The organism is Actinokineospora auranticolor (assembly GCF_041897805.1).
Classification (GTDB): domain Bacteria; phylum Actinomycetota; class Actinomycetes; order Mycobacteriales; family Pseudonocardiaceae; genus Actinokineospora; species Actinokineospora auranticolor.
Genome location: NZ_CP154825.1, coordinates 6,941,786 through 6,957,409, shown reverse-complemented (window position 1 = coordinate 6,957,409; position 15,624 = coordinate 6,941,786). Strand labels below are relative to the sequence as shown.

At 71.0% G+C, this 15,624-nt stretch carries 13 protein-coding genes and 1 pseudogene; 5 read left to right on the top strand and 9 right to left on the bottom strand.

The window, feature by feature from the left end; all coding sequences use genetic code 11:
- Positions 1 to 32: 32 nt before the first annotated feature.
- From V5P93_RS30170 to V5P93_RS30150, 5 genes are all read right to left on the bottom strand, one after another.
- Positions 33 to 1,694 (bottom strand): fumarate hydratase, encoded by a 1,662-nt coding sequence (locus V5P93_RS30170; protein ID WP_104481698.1) that lies wholly within the window; start codon positions 1,692 to 1,694, stop codon positions 33 to 35.
- A 691-nt stretch (positions 1,695 to 2,385) separates the two neighbouring features.
- Entirely contained in the window at positions 2,386 to 3,360 is a 975-nt protein-coding gene (locus tag V5P93_RS30165) for a sigma-70 family RNA polymerase sigma factor (RefSeq protein WP_104481699.1), read from the bottom strand.
- 270 nt (positions 3,361 to 3,630) lie between these two features.
- Positions 3,631 to 4,056, bottom strand: a complete 426-nt coding sequence (dtd, locus tag V5P93_RS30160) for a D-aminoacyl-tRNA deacylase (protein WP_104481700.1) — start codon at positions 4,054 to 4,056, stop codon at positions 3,631 to 3,633.
- Positions 4,053 to 5,549, bottom strand: coding sequence for a methyltransferase (locus V5P93_RS30155; protein WP_104481701.1), 1,497 nt, complete (start codon positions 5,547 to 5,549; stop codon positions 4,053 to 4,055). Before V5P93_RS30155 ends, dtd begins: the two co-directional genes overlap by 4 nt.
- A gap of 345 nt (positions 5,550 to 5,894) precedes the next feature.
- A complete protein-coding gene (locus tag V5P93_RS30150) occupies positions 5,895 to 6,398 on the bottom strand; it encodes a bifunctional 2-polyprenyl-6-hydroxyphenol methylase/3-demethylubiquinol 3-O-methyltransferase UbiG (protein ID WP_104481702.1) in 504 nt (167 codons plus the stop codon).
- Between the two features lie 80 nt (positions 6,399 to 6,478).
- On the opposite strand from V5P93_RS30150, the gene V5P93_RS30145 reads away from it, so the two are divergent.
- Entirely contained in the window at positions 6,479 to 6,814 is a 336-nt protein-coding gene (locus V5P93_RS30145; RefSeq protein ID WP_104481703.1) for a DUF3099 domain-containing protein, read from the top strand.
- On the opposite strand, the pseudogene V5P93_RS30140 reads toward V5P93_RS30145, so the two are convergent.
- A pseudogene (locus tag V5P93_RS30140) lies at positions 6,796 to 7,652 on the bottom strand (carbohydrate kinase family protein). The gene V5P93_RS30145 and the pseudogene V5P93_RS30140 sit on opposite strands and share 19 nt — an antisense overlap.
- Before the next feature lie 104 nt (positions 7,653 to 7,756).
- On the opposite strand from V5P93_RS30140, the gene V5P93_RS30135 reads away from it, so the two are divergent.
- The 3 genes from V5P93_RS30135 to V5P93_RS30125 are packed head-to-tail and all read left to right on the top strand — an operon-like array spanning position 7,757 to position 10,312.
- Positions 7,757 to 8,554 carry an ABC-2 family transporter protein gene (locus V5P93_RS30135; protein ID WP_104481704.1) on the top strand — a complete coding sequence of 266 codons (798 nt, stop codon included), beginning with the start codon at positions 7,757 to 7,759 and terminating at the stop codon, positions 8,552 to 8,554.
- A complete protein-coding gene (locus V5P93_RS30130) occupies positions 8,547 to 9,359 on the top strand; it encodes an ABC transporter permease (RefSeq protein WP_245931585.1) in 813 nt (270 codons plus the stop codon). Before V5P93_RS30135 ends, V5P93_RS30130 begins: the two co-directional genes overlap by 8 nt.
- Positions 9,356 to 10,312 carry an ATP-binding cassette domain-containing protein gene (locus V5P93_RS30125; protein ID WP_104481705.1) on the top strand — a complete coding sequence of 319 codons (957 nt, stop codon included), beginning with the start codon at positions 9,356 to 9,358 and terminating at the stop codon, positions 10,310 to 10,312. The genes V5P93_RS30130 and V5P93_RS30125 overlap by 4 nt, the downstream gene beginning before the upstream one ends.
- Here V5P93_RS30125 and V5P93_RS30120 read toward each other — a convergent pair.
- Both V5P93_RS30120 and V5P93_RS30115 read right to left on the bottom strand, forming a co-directional pair.
- Positions 10,294 to 11,232, bottom strand: coding sequence for a pseudouridine-5'-phosphate glycosidase (locus V5P93_RS30120; protein WP_104481706.1), 939 nt, complete (start codon positions 11,230 to 11,232; stop codon positions 10,294 to 10,296). The genes V5P93_RS30125 and V5P93_RS30120 overlap by 19 nt on opposite strands.
- Positions 11,233 to 11,263: 31 nt before the next feature.
- Positions 11,264 to 12,058, bottom strand: coding sequence for a sporulation protein (locus V5P93_RS30115; RefSeq protein ID WP_104481707.1), 795 nt, complete (start codon positions 12,056 to 12,058; stop codon positions 11,264 to 11,266).
- A 68-nt stretch (positions 12,059 to 12,126) separates the two neighbouring features.
- On the opposite strand from V5P93_RS30115, the gene V5P93_RS30110 reads away from it, so the two are divergent.
- A complete protein-coding gene (locus V5P93_RS30110) occupies positions 12,127 to 12,369 on the top strand; it encodes a DUF3039 domain-containing protein (protein ID WP_104481708.1) in 243 nt (80 codons plus the stop codon).
- 66 nt (positions 12,370 to 12,435) lie between these two features.
- Here the strand turns inward: V5P93_RS30110 and V5P93_RS30105 are convergent, their stop codons facing one another.
- Positions 12,436 to 15,543, bottom strand: coding sequence for an efflux RND transporter permease subunit (locus tag V5P93_RS30105; RefSeq protein ID WP_104481709.1), 3,108 nt, complete (start codon positions 15,541 to 15,543; stop codon positions 12,436 to 12,438).
- Between the last annotated feature and the right edge of the window lie 81 nt (positions 15,544 to 15,624).

Sequence of the window (15,624 nt, the reverse complement as noted above, 5' to 3'; positions counted from 1 at the left end):
GCATTGGGCCGGAGGCGCGCCGAGGTCCATTCTCAGCGGCGGAAGGTGACCTGGAGCGTTGGGGTCGTGGTGCCCGCGAAGAAGTCGTTGCCCTTGTCGTCGACCACGACGAAGGCCGGAAAGTCCTCGACCTCGATCCGCCAGACGGCTTCCATGCCGAGTTCCGGGTATTCCAGGACCTCGACCTTCTTGATGCAGTCCTGCGCCAGCCGGGCGGCGGGGCCGCCGATCGAGCCCAGGTAGAAGCCGCCGTGGGAGTTGCAGGCGTCGGTGACCTGTTTGGAGCGGTTGCCCTTGGCGAGCATGACCAGGGAGCCGCCCGCGGCTTGGAACTGCTCGACGTAGGAGTCCATGCGGCCCGCGGTGGTGGGGCCGAAGGAGCCCGACGCGTAGCCGTCCGGGGTTTTGGCCGGGCCCGCGTAGTAGACCGGGTGGTCCTTCAGGTACTGGGGCATCGGCTCGCCCGCGTCCAGCCGTTCCTTGATCTTGGCGTGCGCGATGTCGCGGGCCACGACCAGCGGGCCGGTCAGGGACAGGCGGGTCTTGACCGGCAGCTCGCTCAGCGTCGCGCGGATCTCGTCCATCGGGCGGGTCAGGTCGATGCGCACGACCTCGTCGGAGAGGTCCCCGCCCTCGACGTCCGGCAGGTAGCGGGCCGGGTCGCGCTCCAGCTGCTCCAGGAACACGCCGTCGGGGGTGATCTTCGCCTTGGCCTGGCGGTCGGCCGAGCAGGACACCGCGACGCCGACCGGGCAGGACGCGCCGTGCCGGGGGAGCCGGATGACGCGCACGTCGTGGCAGAAGTACTTGCCGCCGAACTGGGCGCCGATGCCGAACTCGCGGGTCATGGCCAGCACCTGCTGCTCGAGGTCCACGTCGCGGAAGGCGTGGCCGAGCGGGGAGCCCTCGGTCGGCAGGGTGTCGAGGTAGCGGGCGGACGCGAGCTTGGCGACCTTCAGGTTCTGCTCGGCCGACAGCCCGCCGACCACGATGGCCAGGTGGTACGGCGGGCAGGCGGCGGTGCCGAGGCCGCGCAGCTTCTCGTCGAGGAAGGAGGCCAGCCGCTTGGGGTTCAGGACGGCCTTGGTCTCCTGGTAGAGGAACGTCTTGTTGGCCGAGCCGCCGCCCTTGGCCATGAACAGGAACTCGTAGCTCGGGTCGGTGCCCGGCTTGGTGTTGATCTCGATCTGCGCGGGCAGGTTGGTGCCGGTGTTCTTCTCGTCCCAGAAGGTCACCGGGGCCATCTGCGAGTAGCGCAGGTTCAGCTCCTGGTACGCCTGGTAGACGCCCCTGGCCAGGGCTCGCTCGTCGGCGCCGCCGGTCAGCACGGTCTCGGTGCGCTTGCCCATGACGATCGCGGTGCCGGTGTCCTGGCACATCGGCAGCACGCCACCGGCGGAGATGCAGGCGTTGCGCAGCAGGTCCATCGCGACGAACCGGTCGTTGCCGCTGGCCTCGGGGTCGTCGACGATCGAGCGCAGCTGGGCGAGGTGCGACGGGCGCAGCAGGTGCTGGATGTCCTTGATCGCCTCGCGGGCCAGCAGGGTCAGCGCCTCGGGGTCGATCTCCAGGAACCGGCGCCCCGCGCCCTCGACGACCCGCACACCGTCCGCGCTGACCAGGCGGTACTCGGTGGTGGTGTCCTTGCCGAGCGGCAGGACGTCGGTGTACTCGAAGTTCGTGGTGGCGGTCACGTCAGCGGGCTCCCTTGCGCGCGTCCAGGATTCCGCCAAACGTACCCCCCGCCCCGGCACCCCAGCAGCCGTCACCGCCGTGGTGCTCCCCACGCCCCGGCCCGGCCTGCCACCCCCCCAGCGGGCCTCCACGCGGCCTACCCCCGGCTCCTGCCCACCTCTACCCATGTGGCTTTCATGCGCTCCGCGCATCGCCCTTCCGTCCCCCGCCCACGTCTCCCATGTGGCTTTCATGCGCTCCGCGCATCGCCCTTAGGGCTCTTGTCCGCGTCTCCCAATGTGGCTTTCATGCGCTTCGCGCATCGCTTTCCGGCTCTTGCCCGCGTCTCCCGGTGTGGCTTTCATGCGCTCCGCGCATCGCCGCGCCTTCCGCACCGAGGGGGATTCAGGGGGCTCGGCCCCCGGATGGATACGCCTTCCGGCACTTCGGCGAGTGCGCTCCACGAGCAGGGGGTGGCATGCCGGAAGGTCGGGGCGGCCCCCGGCCGTCCCGACCTCCCGTCGCGGGTGGTGTGCCCTGGTTGCTGACCGCACCACCGAAGTTCGCCGCGCCGCCAACGTTTGTTGGGGACTGCGAGTTCGTGCTGACTACGCTGCCGTGACTGGGGTCACATGTCAACGCCGCTATCAGTGTGACGTCGTCGAGTGGCCGATGTCGGGTTCGGTCCGGTTTCGGTTTGGTTGACCCGGCTCAGCTGGCGTAGGCGCGCAGCTTCTCGGCGCGTTCGCCCTGGCGGAGCTTGGACATGACCTCGCGCTCGATCTGGCGGACGCGTTCGCGGGAGAGGCCGAAGCGCTTGCCGATCTGGTCGAGGGTGCGGGGCTGGCCGTCGTCGAGGCCGTAGCGGAGGCGGATGACGGACTGCTCGCGGTCGTCCAGCGTGGCCAGCACGCGGCGCATGTCGTCCTGCAGGAGGCCGGAGATGACGGCGCTCTCGGCGTCGGTGGCCTCGCCGTCCTCGATGAAGTCGCCGAGGGGGGCGTCCTCCTCCGAGCCGACCGGCATGTCCAGGCTCACCGGGTCGCGGGCGTGGTCGAGCAGGTCGGCGACCTTCTGCGGGGTCAGCCCGGCCTCCTTGGCCAGCTCGTCCTTGGTGGCCTCGCGGCCGAGCTGCTGGTGCAGGTCGCGCTTGATCCGGGCCAGCTTGTTGACCTGCTCCACGAGGTGGACGGGCAGCCGGATGGTGCGGCCCTGGTCGGCCATGCCCCGGGTGATCGCCTGGCGGATCCACCAGGTGGCATACGTGGAGAACTTGAAACCCTTGGTGTAGTCGAACTTCTCCACCGCGCGGATCAGACCCAGGTTCCCCTCCTGGATCAGGTCCAGCAGCGGCATGCCGCGGCCGGTGTAGCGCTTGGCCAGCGACACCACGAGGCGCAGGTTCGCCTCCAGCAGGTGGTTCTTGGCGGTGTGCCCGTCGGCGATCAGCGCGCGCAGCTCGGCGCGGCGCGCGGGCGACAGGTCGGGAGCGGTGTCGAGCATGTGCTGCGCGAAGACCCCCGCCTCGACGCGCTTGGCCAGCTCCACCTCCTGCGCCGCCGTGAGCAGCGCGGTGCGCCCGATCCCGTTGAGGTAGACGCGGACCAGGTCCGCGGCGGGTCCCTGGGCGTCGAGGTCGGCTTCGTAGGTGAGCTGCTCGGGCTCGCGCTGGTGCGGGACCGTCATGGTGCTCCCTCCCCCTGTCACTGTGGTACTGCCTGTCAAACGTCGCGGGGGCGGGATTCGTTCCCGATCCCCACACTGGTGATGACGCCACCCGTGCGGGGATCGTTGCTCAGGTTTACCTGAGCTTTCGCTGAGAAGTCCGGCACCGGTCGCTGGGCCCACGTTCGCAGCGGGGAACGGCCTGGCGCATCAACCTTTGGGTGGACTCGCGTGTCAGTCGTGTGGGTGAAGGCAACCGTCTCACTGCGACTGTCGTTGAGCCTTCCTCGACTAGATGTCGAGCAGCACGGTGAACGGACCGTCGTTCACGCTCTCCACCGCCATCATCGCGCCGAACCGGCCCGTCTCGACCCGGGCGCCGCGGGCGCGCAGCTCGGCGACCGCGGCGGCCACCAGCGGCTCGGCGTGGTCCGGTCGGGCGGCGGCGGTCCACGAGGGGCGGCGACCCTTCCGGGTGTCGCCGTAGAGTGTGAATCGGCTCACTACGAGTAAGGGTGCGTCCGCGCTGGCGCACGATTCCTCGTCGCGCAGCAGCCGCAGTTCGTGCAACTTGCGCGCCATGGTCGCGGCCTTGTCCGAAGTGTCATCGACGTGCACGCCGAGCAGCACCAGCAGTCCCGGCTCGTCGATGCGGCCGACGACCTCGTCGCCGACGGTGACCGTGGCGCGGGTCACCCGCGCCACGACCGCCCTCACGCCAGTTCCTCGGGCAGCAGCATGCCCCGGGTGACCAGGTCGGCCACCACGGGCAGCGCGGCGGCCACCACGGCGTCGGCGGTGAGGCCGTTCGCGGCGGCGAGCAGGGCCAGCAGGTCGGCCAGCGGCAGGTGGCCGCGGCAGCCCGCGAGCAGCGCGGTCACCAGCTCGTCGGTCTCCTGCTGCCAGCCGGGGCCGTCGGTGCGGTGCAGCCTGCGCACGACCTCGCGCCAGCCGTCCGCGGCGGGCTCGGACACCCGCTCCAGCACGACCGTCGGCGGCACCACGAAGGTGGCGGCCAGCAGCCGCTTCGGGTCGGCGTGCGCGCGCAACCAGGCGACCCGGTCCAGCCAGCCGCCCGCCTCCGGGCCCAGCGGGTCGTCGAAGGCGTGCCGCAGGTCCTCGCAGGCCACCTCGGTGTCGGTGTCGGTCGAGCGCAGCGTGACGAAGCCGAACCCGATGCCCTCCACCTCGTGCTCGGCGAACCAGTCGAGCCAGGCCGCGGCCTGCGCCGAGCCCTCGGCCGAGCGCGGGTCGATGCCCGCGTCGCGCAGCCAGGTGCCCACGTACAGGGCGGGCTCGGCCACGTCGCGCTGCACGAACCACGCGTCGACGCCCTCGTCCGGCAACCACGCGGCGACCCGGTCGGCCCAGTCCTCGCCGCGGCGGTGCAGCCACGACGCCAGCAGCTGGCCGACGCCGCCCGGGGCGAGCACGTCGGGCAGCCCGCGGACCACCAGCGCGCTAGCGTCGTCGCCCGCCAAACCGGAGTCGCGGTAGACGTAATCCACCCGCGGCGGCCCCACCACGAACGGCGGGTTGCACACCACCTGGTCGAACCGCCTGCCCGCGACCGGCTCGAACCACGACCCGCGCGCGGTCTCCACCTCGACGCCGTTGAGCCGGAACGTGGCCGAGGCCAGGGCCAGGCAGCGCGCGGACAGGTCGGTCGCGGTGACCCGGGCCGCGTGCCTGGTCGCCTGCAGCGCCTGCACGCCGCAGCCGGTGCCCAGGTCGAGCAGCGTGCCGACCGGCCTGCGCAGCGTCGCCCGCGCCAGGCTCAGTGAGGCGTGCCCGATGCCGAGGACGTGATCGGTGCCGACCGGCGCGCCCGCCTGGTCGGCGTCGAGGTCGGCCACCACCCACCACGAGCCCAGGTCGTCGCCGAAGGGCCGCAGGTCCAACCCGGCGCGGGTGGTGTCGCCGGACACCCGCACCAGCCCGGTCGCGGCGGCCTCGTCGAGGTCGACCCCGGACAGCGCCCGCCGGACCAGGGCCGTGGGCTGCTCGTCGCCGACCAGGAACAGCCGGATCAGCGTCTCGACCGGGGAACCGCCCGCGGTCGCCCGCCGAGCGGGCTCCGGCTCCCCGCGCCCCAACGCCGCGTGCGCGGAGTCGCCGAGCACCGCCACCACCCCGTCGGCGTCGTACCCGGCGGCGGAGAGGGTGTCGCGCAACCGCGCGCAGAACTCGTCAGAGAAATGGGGGATCACGCCCGAATGCTCGCACGCACCTGACTTGGTCACCGCGTTCGGCCTGGGTGGTGTCAGGAGTTGACGTGGTGCGCGGTGTGGGTGGACGACGTCGAGGAAGGGGAATCGCGCACGGCGGAGGGCACAAGAGGTACCGCACCCGGTAGATGACGGCGGCGAGCCAGAACAAGAGAAGGGAAGGGGGAGACGAGTGGAGAGAGAAAGAGCGGGAGAGTGCGAGGTGGGTGCGCTGAAGAGAGGAGACAGGTCGCGGAGGGGACGCGCCTTTGGGGATTCGGTTCGGTGCCATGAACACAGGTTCGCAGCGGAGGTGTCAACCCCGCTCGGAGTTGTCCACAGGCAAGATCAGACCCGGGCCACCAGGTGGTAGTGGCCGGGCAGGCGGTAGCGGGCGACGACCTCCGCGCCCAGCGCGGCGATGGCGTCGCGGGCCTCGGCGGCGGCCACCAGGGGGCCGATCACCGACAGCAGGCCGCCCGCGCGTAGTGGGGCCGTGGCGGCGCGGAGCAGGCTCACCGGGTCCTCGGCGTAGTGCAGCAGGTCGTGGCACAGGACGACGTCGAAGTCGGCCGCGCGGAACAGGTCGGGGGCGTCCTCCGCCGTCGCCTGGACCACGAGCACGGTCACCCCGCGCGTGTAGGCGTGGGCCAGCGCGTCGGCGAGCATCGCGCCCGCGGGGTCGAGGATGGTGACCTCGTGGCCCAGTTCGGCCAAGGGCACGCCGTCGTCGCCCCGCCCGCCCGCGACGTCCAGGACGCGGGACGGGCCGGTCAGGTGCCGGGCGAGGTTCACCCCGGCCAGCAGGTGGCGGGTCGGTGCCTGGGGTCCGTCGACCGCGAATCCCGTCATAACCCTCTTCTTACCGGCTGGTCGCGTGATCTTTGCCCAGATCTACCCGGATGGCGCAGTTGGCCGCCGGAAGTGAGAGGATGGTGGGCGGAGGTGGTGTCGTGAAGGGCTCCGAGCGGGACGACACCCCGGTTCTGATCACCGAGGCCGAGCCGTCGTACGAAGAGCAGTTCGCCGCGCGCAAGCGCAAGTACATGATCATGATGGGGCTGCGGCTGCCGTGCCTGCTGCTCGCGGGCATCTTCTACCAGACCTGGTGGCTGGCCCTGGGCTTCGTGGCGCTGTCGGTCCCGCTGCCGTGGGTCGCGGTGCTCGTCGCCAACGACCGGCCACCGCGCAAGGCCGAGAAGGTCAACCGCTACGAGCGCGAGGCCCGGGCCATCGAGGGCGCGAACCGTCAGGTCATCGACGGCTGAGCCCCCACCCGCCGCACGGCCAGCGCGCCCGCGGCGGTCCCGGCGGCCAGCGCGGCGCGGGGTTCCGCGCCGTCCAGCCACGCCGCGAGCAGCCCCGCGTTGAACGCGTCGCCCGCGCCGGTCGTGTCCACGCACGCCACGACCTCGGCGGGCACGGACACCGACACCGACCGGTCCACCCACCGCGCACCTCCGGCCCCGTGCGTCACGGCGACCGCGCGCACCACTTCAAGGACACGCGCACCACCCAGCGCGGTGAACTCGTCCTCGTTCGGTAGCAGCAGATCGATCTCGCGCACCGCGTCCAGGAACGCGGTCCCGTCACCGACCAGCGCCGCCGACTGCGGGTCGACCGACGTCGTCAACCCGGCCGCTCTTGCGCCGCCAGCACCTCTATGCCCGCTTGGCGCGTCCCGCTGTCCGTGAGCACATAGCCGGAAAGGTGCAGGTGTTGCGCGGACGACAACACCGCCGGTGGGACGTCGGTACTGCGCAAGAGGGCGTTGGTACCGCGGTCGGGGAACATCGTCCGTTGGCCCGTCTCGTCAACCAGGACCACTACGCACCCGGTACCGGCCGTCTCGTCCACGGTGAACTCGCACCGCACCCCGCGCGCGGTCAGCTCCTCCCGGGCCTGCGTGGCCGCCGCGTCGCTCCCCACCCGGGACACCAGCGTGACGGACGCGCCGAGCCACGCCAGCCACGCCGCGGCGTTCGCCCCGGCGCCACCCGCGTGCATGCGGATCCGGGCCAAGGTGTCGTCCCCGCGCGCGATAGGTCCCGAATGTCGGGTGACGACGTCAAGCGCCGTATCGCCGACCACCACCACAGCCGCCATGACACCACCCGGATAAAGGATTCGCGCTCCTGCCGCCATTAGGGTAGAAAACCCAACCGGTCGCCGCGTCCGCGACACGAGCCCCAACCCGCCGAGGAGCAGGTATGCGTGTGCCGCGCGCGCTGATCGTCGCGGGTTTTCGGCGCTACGCCACCTATCGGCAGGCCACGGTCGCCGGGGCCTTCACCAACGTCGTCTTCGGTTTCCTGCGCTGCTACATCCTGCTCAGCATCGCCGAGTCCGCCGGCGGGTCGATGGTCGGCTACGACCCCACCCAGTTGGTGAGCTATGTCTGGTTGGGGCAGGGCATGCTCGCCGTGGTCAACTCCTGGACCATGCTCGACCTGGCCGAGCGGGTGCGCTCCGGCGAGGTGGTGTCCGACCTGCTGCGCCCCATCGATCCACTGTGGACGTACATGTGGACCGACCTCGGCCGGGGTGGCTTCGCGATGCTCACCCGCTTCCTGACCCCGTTGGTGGTCGGTGAGCTCTGCTTCGGCGTCTACGTCCCGGACAACCCGCTGACCTACCCGCTGTTCCTCTTGTCGGTCGTCGCCGCCCTGCTGGTGGGATTCGCCTGCCGCTACCTGATCGGCCTGTGCGCGTTCTGGCTGCTGGACGTGCGCGGCGTGTCGATGATGTGGGTGTTCTTCTCCGGCGCCGCCAGTGGTCTCTACTTCCCGCTGGCCGTCCTGCCGGACTGGCTCGCCACGGCACTGTGGGCCGTCACGCCGTTCCCCTCGCTCATGCAGGCGTCCCTGGACATCGCGGTCGAGCGCGGCGGCCTGGCGCACGGCCTCCCGGCGTTCGGGGCCCAGGTCGTGTGGGTCGTGTTGTCGCTGCTCGCCTGCCGCTGGGTGCAGACCCGCGCCGTCCGGAGGTTGGTGGTGCAGGGTGGCTGAGTTCGCCGCGAAGGTGGGGATCATCGCCCACATGGTCCGCGCGCAGGTGCGCGGCCAGCTCCAGTACCGCGTCTCGTTCGTCATGGAGCTCATCGGCAGCATGATGACCAACGCGCTCGACGTGGCCACCGTGTTCGTGTTGTTCTCCGTCGGGGGTGGCCTCGGCGGGTTCGGTGGTCCCAACGTGCTGCTGATGGCCTCGTTGTCCGCCGTCGCGTTCTCGGGCAGTGACCTCGTAGTGAGCAATGTCGACCGGTTGCGCGAATACGTGCGCACGGGCATGTTCGACTCACTGCTGCTGCGGCCCTTGTCGTCCTTGGCGCAATTGATGGCTATCACATTCGCCCTGCGCCGGGTGGGACGGTTCGCGCAAGCAGCGGTCTTGTACGTCATCGCGCTTTTCGTCGCCGACATCGACTGGACCGTGGGGCGCGTGCTTTTGGCCGTAGTGGCGCCGTTCACCGGTGTTGTCTTCTTCAGCAGCCTCTTCGTCGCGGGCGCCACGGTCGCGTTCTGGTGGGTGGAGTCCGGTGAGGTCGCCAACGCCTTCACCTACGGCGGCCGCGACTTCACCTCGTACCCCATCACCATGTACGGCGGCTGGTTCCGCGACCTGTTCGCCCTGGGCCTCGGTTTCGGCTTCGTCGCCTACTACCCCGTACTCGCACTGGTGGGCCTCCCGGACCCGTTGGGTGTCCCGGTCTGGTTGCACTGGTGCTCGCCGTTGGTCGCCTTCCTCGCCGCCGGGCTCGCCGCGCTGTTCTGGCGCGTCGGCGTCCGCCACTACCGGAGCACCGGATCATGATCATCTCAGCGCGCGGGCTGCGCAAGGACTTCACCGTCACCCGCAAGGTCGGCCGCTTCCGCCGGGAACGCCACGTGGTGTCCGCGGTGGACGGCGTCGACCTCACCGTGGAACGCGGTGAACTCCTCGGCTACATCGGCCCCAACGGCGCCGGGAAGTCCACCACGCTCAAGATGCTCACGGGAGTGCTCTACCCGAGCGCGGGAGAGGTCACCGTGTGCGGTGTGGAGCCGGTGGCCAAACGCACCACCCTCGCCAAGAGGATCGGTGTGGTCTTCGGTCAGCGTTCGCAGCTCTGGTGGGACCTACCGCTCGGTGAGTCCTTCGCGCTACTACGACACATCTACCGCGTCCCCGACACAGACCACGCCGCGCGCCTCACGCGCTGCACGGAACTCTTGGGCCTCGACGAGTTCATCCACACCCCGGTCCGGCAGCTCTCCCTGGGCCAGCGCATGCGGGGCGAACTCACCGCCGCCCTCCTGCACGGCCCCGAGGTCCTGTTCCTCGACGAACCCACCATCGGCCTCGACGTGCTCAGCAAGCAGGCCGTCCGCGACTTCCTCGGCGAACTCGACCAGCGCGGCGACACCACCGTCGTGCTCACCACCCACGACCTCGCCGACATCGAGAAGCTGTGCCGCAGGCTCGTCGTCATCGACCACGGCCGGGTCGTGCACGACGGCACCCTCGACGAGCTGCACACCCGCTACCGCTCCCGCCGCGTCGTCGTCGCCGACCTCGACGCCCCGTGGCCGACCGACCTGACCTTGCCCGGCGCCGAGGTCACCGCCGTGGAAGCTGACGGCCACCGCGTCACCCTCACCCTCGACGGCATCGCCGCCGGTGAGGTCGTCGCCGCCCTCGCCCGGGCCGTCCCACTACGGGACCTCTCCGTGCAAGAACCCGAGATCGAGGACGTCATCGCCCGCCTCTACCGCAGCGAGGCCTGACTCCGCGACAACGCCACCGCGCTCGCAGCGGCCACGCGGGTGTTGTCCGCCACCAACTCCACGTTCGCGGTCAGACTCGCCCCACCGCTACCCGAGTGGAAGTGCGACAGCAGCGCGGGCGTGATCGCCTTGCCCCGGATCCCGCGCTCCCGCAGCATCGCCATCCCCTCCGCGAGCAGCCGGTCGTGCAGCTCCCGGTCGACCTCGTACGCCTCCGGCACCGGGTTGACCACCAGCACCCCCGCCGACCCCGGCACCTCCCGGTGCGCGGCCACCACCTCGGCGACCTCCGAGGGGCTCTCCACCCGCCACGGCACGGAAAAAGCCGTCTCCCGCCGGTAGAACCCGGGGAAGGAATCCGTGCGGTACCCGAGGACCGGCACCGACCGGGTCTCCAGGACCTCCACCGTCGCCTCGACGTCCAGAATGGACTTCACCCCGGAGCACACCACCGTGACCGGCGTGAACGCCAAGACATCCAGATCGGCCGAAACGTCCCAAGAGGCCGCTCCCGTCGGTTCCGCCAAGTGCACCCCACCCAGGCCTCCGGTAGCGAAAAACCCGATACCGGCCTGGTGAGCCAAAGCGGCCGTCGCGGCGACCGTAGTAGCGCCATCACGCTTCGCCACGTACGCGGGCCCCAGATCCCGGCGCGACAGCTTCACCAACCCGGACTCGGCCGCGCACACCCGCGCCAACTGTTCCCCGGTAAGCCCCACCCGCGCCTTACCGTCCAACACCGCGATCGTCGCCGGGACGGCACCCGCCTCCCGCACCACGCGCTCCAGCCGCAGCCCGACCTCATGGTTGTGGCCCGGGGGCAGCCCGTGGGCCAACAACGTGCTTTCCAGCGCTACGACCCCACGCCCCTCGGACAGGGCGTCGGCGACCTCTTCGGACACAGCGAGATAGGTGCTCACCGCACCATCTTCGCCCACTACGGGAAAACTCTCAGTCGAAGATGCCCCGGGGCGCCGCCACCTGCCGCAGCCAGCCCTCGATCCGCTGCTCCCAGTCCGACCGGCCCACCTCGTTGGCCGCCACGATGAAGGACCCGACGGTCGAGACCCCGCGCTGCCCCAGCCCGCCGCCCTTCACCACGCGCACCTTCTTCACCACGTCCAACACCACCCGCACCTGCTGCGGACCGGCCAGGAAGGTGACCGCGACCTCGGTGAACGCCGCCGCGAACGCGGGGGACGGCGCGAAGGTGACCTCCTGGTAGAACGGCAGCTGCTGGTCGACGCCGTCGATCCGCTCGCGCTCGAGGTTCGCGGCGCGGAAGGTGAAGCCCAGCCTGCTCAGCGCGTCGAGCACCCGGTGCTGCGGCGGCAGCGGCTCCACCGACACCGCGTCCACGTCGTGCGGGTCCACCACGGCCCCGGCCAGCTTGAGCTTGGTCTGCAACCCCACCGCCATGCCGGTCAGGTGCTTGCCCAGCACCGAGGTGATCGGCGCCTCCCACGGCAGCCGCACCTCGAACGGCACGGTCAGCCGCGACCCCGCCCGCACCAGCTCCCGCCCGGCCAGGTTCACCTCCTGGAACGGCAGGTCGCGCGGCCCCTCCGGGGTGTCGACGCGGGCCAGCAGGGTCACACCGAGCGAGTCGACCTCTTGGTCGACCTGCCCGCCGATGAGGTGCACCTCGCCGCGCAGCGCGCCGCCGGGGCGGACCGCGTGGTCGAGCAGGCGGGCGTCGACCTTGGCCGCGCCCGCCCCGAACGACGCCAGGACCTTGGAGAACATGCGCGCATCCTGCCGGCCGGGCGTCCTCCCGAGGACCCCTTGGCCGACATCGGTGTCAGAATGGACGGGTGAGCGCACCGACCCAGACTCGTCCGGACGTCGACACTCGGCCCGAGGGCACCGAGACCACGAGTGACGACACGCCCAAGATGTTCCACTACGTCCGCAAGGACAAGATCGTCGAGAGCGCCGTCATGGGCAACATGGTGGTCGCGCTCTGCGGTGAGGTCTTCCCGGTGACGAAGTCCGCGAAGCCCGGTTCCCCCGTGTGCCCGGACTGCAAGAAGATCTACGAGCGCATGAAGGCGTGAGATCCACGCGAGAAGGGGCCGTGCCGGATCTCTCCTCGGCCCGGCCCCTTCTCGCGTTTCAGCAGGTCACACGTGCTGCAGCGTGGGCTCGCCCGCGTCCCGCCGGGCGTGCTTGGCGGCCCGCTTGGCCCGCCGCTTCTCCTTGCGGTTCTCCACCATCGTGTACAGCGTCGGCACCAGCACCAGGGTCAGCAGCGTCGAGCTGACCAGGCCGCCGATGACCACCAGGGCCAGCGGCTTGCCGATGAACCCGCCGTCGCCGGTGATGCCCAGCGCCATCGGCAGCAGCGCGAAGATGGTCGCCGCCGCGGTCATCAGGATCGGCCGCAGCCGCCTGCGACCACCCTCGATGACCGCCTCCCGCACCCCCATGCCGTCGGCCCGGTACTGGTTGACCAGGTCGATCAGCACGATCGCGTTGGTCACCACGATGCCCACCAGCATCAGCATGCCGATCAGCGACGGCAGGCCCAGCGGGGTGCCGGTGGCCAGCAGCAGGCCGATCGCGCCGGTCGCCGCGAACGGGATCGACACCAGCAGGATCAGCGGCTGCACCAGGCTGCGGAAGGTCGCCACCATGATCAGGAACACGATCGCGATGGCGGCCAGCATGGCCAGCCCCAGCTTCCCGAAGGTGTCGGCCTGGTCCGCGCTGACGCCGCCCACGGTGTAGTCGGCGCCGCCGGTCAGCCGCAGCTTGTCCAGCCGGTCGGTCATCGCCTTGGTGACCGCGCCCAGGTCGGACGACGTGGTCTTGGCGGTCACCGTGGTGCTGCGGTCGCCTTCGGTGCGGAACACCTGCACCGGACCGTCGACCGTGGACACCTGCGCCACGTCGCCGAGGGTGGCCCGGCCGGTCGCGCTGGGCAGCGGCAGCGCCTTGAGCGCGGCCACGTCCGCCGGGGCCGACCCGGTGCGCAGCACGACCTGCTGCCGGACCCCGCCGATGGGCAGCTCCGCGACCTGCGTGCCGTGCAGCGCCTGCGCGGCGAACTGGCCGATGGTCTGCGCGCTGAGCCCCCGCGCCGCCGCCTTCTGCTGGTCGACGAGCACCTCGACGCGCGGCGAGCTCTTCGCCAGGTCGCTGGTCACGTCCACCAGGCCGGGCGTGCCCGCCATGGTGTCCTGCACGGTCTTGGCCGCGGTCGCCAGGGTCGCCGCGTCCGGTGCGGTCACCACGACCTCCAGCTCGCTCGACGAGCCCGCGGTCTCCTCGCCGCTGACCTCCAGCTTGCCGTTCTTGGTGCCCACCTTGTCGGTGATCCGCTTGAGCACCGCCGTCCGGTCCACGCCCTCCTTGAGGGTGGCGCTGACCGTGGTGTTGCCGTCGCCGCCGAAGCCGAACCCGGCCAGCGAGTCGTCGGTACCCACCGTGACCTGGTACTTCTCGATCTCGGGGGTGGCCTTGAGGACGGCCTCGATCTCCTTGGCCGCGGCGTCGCGGGCGGCCAGCGAGGTGCCCGGCGCGGCCTCCTGGGTCATCAGCACCGAGGTGCCGTCGCCGCCGTCGATGAAGTTGGTCTCCAGCTTGCTCGCCAGGCCGAAGGTGCCGACCAGGATCAGCAGCGCGACGAGCAGCGTCACCCCGCGGCGCTTGGTGGCGAACCGCAGCACCGGCACGTAGGCGCGCTGCAGCGGGCTGCGCCGCTCCTTCTCCAGCGCCAGCTGCCGGGTCCGCTCCGCCGCGGCCGGGTCGGTGGCCGTCTTCGGGCGCTTGAGGAACCAGAACGCGAGCACCGGCACCACGGTCAGCGACACGACCAGCGACGCCAGCAGCGCCACCGTCACGGTCAGCGAGAACGGCCCGAACAGCTCACCGGCGATACCGCCGACGAACGCGATCGGCGCGAACACCGCCACCGTGGTCAGCGTCGACGCGGTGACCGCGCCCGCCACCTCCTTGGTGCCGGTCAGCACCGCGTGCTGCTTGTCCTCGCCGTACTCCAGGTGCCGCTTGATGTTCTCCAGCACCACGATCGAGTCGTCCACGACCCGGCCGACGGCGATGGTCAGCGCGCCCAGGGTGAGCATGTTCAGCGACAGGTCGCCGGTCCACATCACCAGCAGCGCCACCAGCACCGACAGCGGGATGGACACCGCGGTCACCACGGTCGAGCGGATCGACAGCAGGAACAGCAGGATGACCAGCACGGCGAAGGCCAGGCCCAGCATGCCCTCGGTGGTCAGGCCGCTGATCGCCTTCTCCACCTCGGGGCCCTGCGCGTAGACCACGGTCAGGTCGGTCTGCGCGGCCTTCTCCATGGCGGCGAGCTTGTCGTTGACCGCCTTGGAGATCGCCACGGCGTTGCCGTCGCGGGTCATGGTGACGTTCACGCTCAGCGTCGGCTCGCCACCGGTCCGGGTGATCACGGTCGCCGGGGCCAGCGCGGCGTCCACCGACGCCACGTCACCCAGGGTGACCGGACGGGTGCCCTGGGTCGGCAGTACGAGCGCCCGCAGGTCGTCGACGCTCTTGAGCGGGCCGCCGAACTGCACGGCCATGTTCTTGTCCGCCTCGGTGACCGACCCCGCGGGCAGCGTCGCCCCGGCCGAGGTCAGCGCGCCCGCCAGCGCCTGCGGGTCGATCCCCGCGGCGGCGAGCTTGCCGTAGTCGACGGTCACGTTCACCTGGTGGGCGCGGGCGCCGCCGACGGTGGCCTCGCGCACCCCCGGGATCTCCTCCAGCTCCGGCACGACCTCGGCCTTGAGCCGCTGCGCCGCGGCCGCCTCGTCGGTGCCGGAGGTGCCCGCGAGCACCACGACCGGGATGTCGTCGGTGCTGCCCTGCAGCACGGTCGGTTCGACGTTCTGCGGCAGCTGCGGCCGCAACCGGTTCACCGCCTGCTGCACCTGGCTGACCGCGTTGTCCACGTCGGTGCCGTAGACGAACCGGACCTGCACGGTCGCGGAGCCCTCACCGGAGCGGGTGGTGACCTTCTCCACGCCCGCGATGCCGCGCACCGCGGACTGCAGCGGCTCGGCCACCTGGCTGTCCACCACGTCGGGCGACGCGCCCGGGTAGGGCGCGACCACGACCGCGGCGGGCAGCTGGATGGACGGCAGGAGCTGTTGTTTGATCGACGGCAGCGCGATGGCCCCGAAGCCGATGATGATCAGGCTGAGCAGCCCCACCAGACCTCGGTTGCCCAGGCTCAGTCGTGCCAGGACGGACATGTGACGTGGATCCCCTCGCTGTGGTCAGACACTCACCGGTGGCCCCCGGGCGTTTCCGCACGCCCTCCATCCGGTGGCGGG

Bases quoted from the DNA above. Each gene is read 5' to 3' on its own strand.
- V5P93_RS30165 (WP_104481699.1), bottom strand. From the start codon at position 3,360: ATGACGGTCCCGCACCAGCGCGAGCCCGAGCAGCTCACCTACGAAGCC.
- V5P93_RS30150 (WP_104481702.1), bottom strand. From the start codon at position 6,398: ATGACGGGATTCGCGGTCGACGGACCCCAGGCACCGACCCGCCACCTG.
- V5P93_RS30145 (WP_104481703.1), top strand. From the start codon at position 6,479: ATGGTGGGCGGAGGTGGTGTCGTGAAGGGCTCCGAGCGGGACGACACC.
- V5P93_RS30135 (WP_104481704.1), top strand. From the start codon at position 7,757: ATGCGTGTGCCGCGCGCGCTGATCGTCGCGGGTTTTCGGCGCTACGCC.
- V5P93_RS30125 (WP_104481705.1), top strand. From the start codon at position 9,356: ATGATCATCTCAGCGCGCGGGCTGCGCAAGGACTTCACCGTCACCCGC.
- V5P93_RS30115 (WP_104481707.1), bottom strand. From the start codon at position 12,058: ATGTTCTCCAAGGTCCTGGCGTCGTTCGGGGCGGGCGCGGCCAAGGTC.
- V5P93_RS30105 (WP_104481709.1), bottom strand. From the start codon at position 15,543: ATGTCCGTCCTGGCACGACTGAGCCTGGGCAACCGAGGTCTGGTGGGG.